The 3,224-nt window shown below is 62.7% G+C and carries 3 protein-coding genes; 2 read left to right on the top strand and 1 reads right to left on the bottom strand.

Annotated elements, in window-relative coordinates:
- Positions 1-483 (bottom strand): LysR family transcriptional regulator (locus EN939_RS26870; RefSeq protein WP_164751246.1); only part of this gene is annotated, 483 nt, incomplete at its 3' end.
- A gap of 113 nt (positions 484-596) precedes the next feature.
- On the opposite strand from EN939_RS26870, the gene EN939_RS26865 reads away from it, so the two are divergent.
- Both EN939_RS26865 and EN939_RS26860 read left to right on the top strand, forming a co-directional pair.
- Positions 597-2,252, top strand: a complete 1,656-nt coding sequence (locus EN939_RS26865) for an ABC transporter substrate-binding protein (protein WP_127270263.1) — start codon at positions 597-599, stop codon at positions 2,250-2,252.
- Positions 2,253-2,269: 17 nt separating this feature from the next.
- Positions 2,270-3,139 carry a DUF427 domain-containing protein gene (locus tag EN939_RS26860; RefSeq protein WP_127270266.1) on the top strand — a complete coding sequence of 290 codons (870 nt, stop codon included), beginning with the start codon at positions 2,270-2,272 and terminating at the stop codon, positions 3,137-3,139.
- Positions 3,140-3,224: the final 85 nt, after the last annotated feature.

Below are 3,224 nucleotides of genomic sequence, written 5' to 3'. Positions count from 1 at the left end.
GACGGCCAGCGTCTCGTAGACAATGCCGGGATGCGGTCGCGGCAGATAGAGGATGCAGATGTCGAGCAGGCCTTCCGCCAGCTGGTCGATCGCCGAGTCCGGAAAGCTGCCCTCCAGCCGCAGCGCCACGTTCGGCCGCCTGGCGCGCATCCACTCGACCCATGGCGAGGTGATGCGGTCCCACAGATAGGCCGGCGCGGTCAGCCGCAGCAAGGTCTCGTAACCATCGGGAACGGCGATGTCCTGCCGCGATTGCTCCCAGGTGCGGGTGATCGACGAGGCATGCGGCAGGAACTGCCGGCCGGCCGGCGTCAGCGTGACGCCATCGCGGTCGCGCACGAAAAGCCGGCGGCCCAACTGCTCCTCCAGCCCCCTGATCCGCGCACTGACGGTGGACTGGGCGAGGTTGAGCCGGCTGGCCGCGACGGTGAAGCTGCCATGGGTGGCGACTTCGAGAAAGCTGCGCAGATTCTCAGTGTCCATGCCCACCTCCTGCATCGAAAATTTCGATGACTCCTATCAAAAAATATCGCTTTCCGGCGGCAGTCAACAATGAACTAGATGGCTGAACCCCAAGACAAGCGAGGAATCCAGCCATGCCCAAGCATTTCCGGATGATCGACAACGCTTGCAGAACACTCACTGCAATCGAAAATTCCGCTGTTGACGAATTGCTGGCCGGCAGGATGGACCGCCGTGACTTCCTGCGCCATGGCAGCGTGCTTGGGCTTTCCTTGCCGTTCCTGGGCAGCCTTGTCGCGGCCGCCGGCCTCGGCACCCAGCAGGCCCGCGCCGAGGGCAAGCCGGGCGGCACGGTGCGCGCCGGCGTGGCGACGCCGGGCGGCGCCATCGATCCCGTCACCTACTATGACAGCGGCAGCTACCAGCTGGTTTTCCAAACCGCCGAGTTTCTCTGCATCACGCAGCCGGACCTCACTTTGAAGCCTGTGCTGGCAGAGAGCTGGGCGCCGAACGAGGATGGCAGCGTGTGGACCTTCAAGCTGCGCAAGGGCGTGAAATTCCACAATGGCGAGGATTTCAAGGCCGACGACGTCGTCGCGACCTTCGACCGGCTGGCCGATCCCAACGGCGCTTCCAACGCGCTTTCGGTGTTCAAAGGCCTTCTTTCGAAGGGCGGCACCCGGAAGGTCGACGACCACACCGTCGCCTTCCATCTCGATGCGCCGAATGGCAGCTTTCCCTATTCAGTGTCGATCGACAATTACAACGCCGTCATCTTGCCGGCGAGCTACAAGGGCGATTACGAAAAGACGTTCGAAGGCACCGGACCGTTCCGGTTGGAAAGCTACACGCCAAAGGTCGGCGCGACCTTCATCCGCAACCCCGACTATTGGGGTGAGAAGGCGCTGCCCGACCGGCTCGAATTCAAGTTCTACGGCGATGTGCAGCCACGCATCCTGGCGCTGCAGGCCGGCGAGGTCGACATTCTCGATGCCGTCCCGCTCGATGTCAGCCAGGTCGTGCTGAACAGTCCTGATATCACCGTCTTGCGTGTCGCTTCGACCGCGCACCGCCAGTTGCACATGCGCTGCGACACCGGCCCCTTCACCGACAAGCGCGTGCGCCAGGCGCTGGCGCTGTGCATCGACCGCGCCAAGCTGGTCGACGGCTTGTGCCGCGGCATGGCGGCGACTGGCAATGACAGCCCGTTCGCGCCGGCCTTCCCGGCGACCGACAAGTCGGTGCCGCAACGCGTCCAGGACATCGCCAAGGCCAAGCAGTTGCTCGAGGCGGCGGGTCTCGCCGAAGGCTTCGACGTCACGCTGACCACGCTGCGCTATTCCGACATTCCGGGCTATGCGCAATTGTTCCAGAATTTCGCCAAGGAGATCGGTGCGCGCATCTCGCTCAACATCGAGGACCAGGACAAATATTACGGCAAAGCGGTGTTCGGCCAGTCGGACTGGCTGGACAGCCCGCTCGGCATCACCGACTACGCGCATCGCAGCGTGCCAAACATCTTCCTCAAGAGCCCGTTGGTCAGCGACGGCCCTTGGAACGCGGCGCATTTCAAGAGCCCGGCCTATGATGGCATGGTCACCAGCTATCTCAAGGCGCTCGATGCCGGCGCGCAGCGCGCTGCCGCCTCCGACATCCAGAAATTGCTGCTCGACGAGACGCCTGTCATCTTCAGCTATTTCCCCGATCTGCTGGTGCCGGTGCGCAAGAATGTCAGCGGCCTTCCGCCGATCGCGGCCGGCCTGCTGCTCGACCGCGTGTCGTTGAGCTGATCATGCCCCAACGCCCGATGACAAAAGAAACAAAACGGGAGACTACCATTCGCAAGCCCCATCTGCGCGGCCGTGGGCCGCATTTTCCACTGCTCGATAACATCGTGCAGTATGAATTCGAGCCGGGCTACATAGCCTTCACCATGCCGACGCAGAAGCGCCTGCGTGTGCAGGTGGGATCGATGACCGTGGCCGATACGACCAATGCCTTGGTGTTCTACGAATCCGATCACCTGCCGGTCTACTACTTCCCGATCGGCGACGTTCGCGAGGAATTCCTGCTGCCGAGCAAGACGACGACAGAGGACCCGTTCAAGGGCACAGCCACCCACTATTCACTCAACACCGGCATCACGCTGGTCGAGGACGCGGCCTGGCGCTATCTCGATCCGGTCAAGGGCTGTCCGCCGATATCCGACTACATGTCGTTCACCTGGAGTAAGATGGGACACTGGTTCGAGGAGGACGAGGAGATCTTCGTCCACGCCCGCGATCCGTTCCGCCGGGTCGACTGCCTGCCGTCGTCGCGGCGCGTGCAGGTCATTCTCGACGGCGAACAGGTCGCCGATTCACGCCGCGGCGTGTTCCTGTTCGAGACCGGCCATCCGGTGCGCCACTATCTGCCGATCGCCGACACGCGGCTCGATATGTTCGCGCCCAGCCGCTACATTTCGCGCTGTCCTTACAAGGGCATCTCCAACTATTATCACGTGACGACCAAGGCCAAGCGTCACGAGAACCTGGTCTGGTATTATCCCGAGCCGGTGCACGAGGCGGAGCGCATCAAGGGGCTGGTCTGCTTCCACCACGAACTGGTCGACAAGATCCTGGTCGATGGCGTCGAAATCCCGAAGGAAGCCACGGCCGCGTCGAGCGGTTATTTCTGAGTATCGACGCCGCTTGAGCCATTTGCGCGCGAGCGCTTGATCGAAGCACGGCTCAGCGCATACCCTCCCTGGGCCAGGGAGGGTA

The sequence above is a fragment of the Mesorhizobium sp. M7A.F.Ca.CA.002.05.1.1 genome (assembly GCF_003998335.1).
Taxonomy (GTDB): Bacteria; Pseudomonadota; Alphaproteobacteria; order Rhizobiales; family Rhizobiaceae; genus Mesorhizobium.
Note: the sequence above shows the minus strand (reverse complement) of the source record. Positions and strands in the feature narration are given on the sequence as shown.

Coding starts and splice junctions, on each gene's coding strand:
- EN939_RS26865 (WP_127270263.1), top strand. CDS start 597: ATGCCCAAGCATTTCCGGATGATCGACAACGCTTGCAGAACACTCACT.
- EN939_RS26860 (WP_127270266.1), top strand. CDS start 2,270: ATGACAAAAGAAACAAAACGGGAGACTACCATTCGCAAGCCCCATCTG.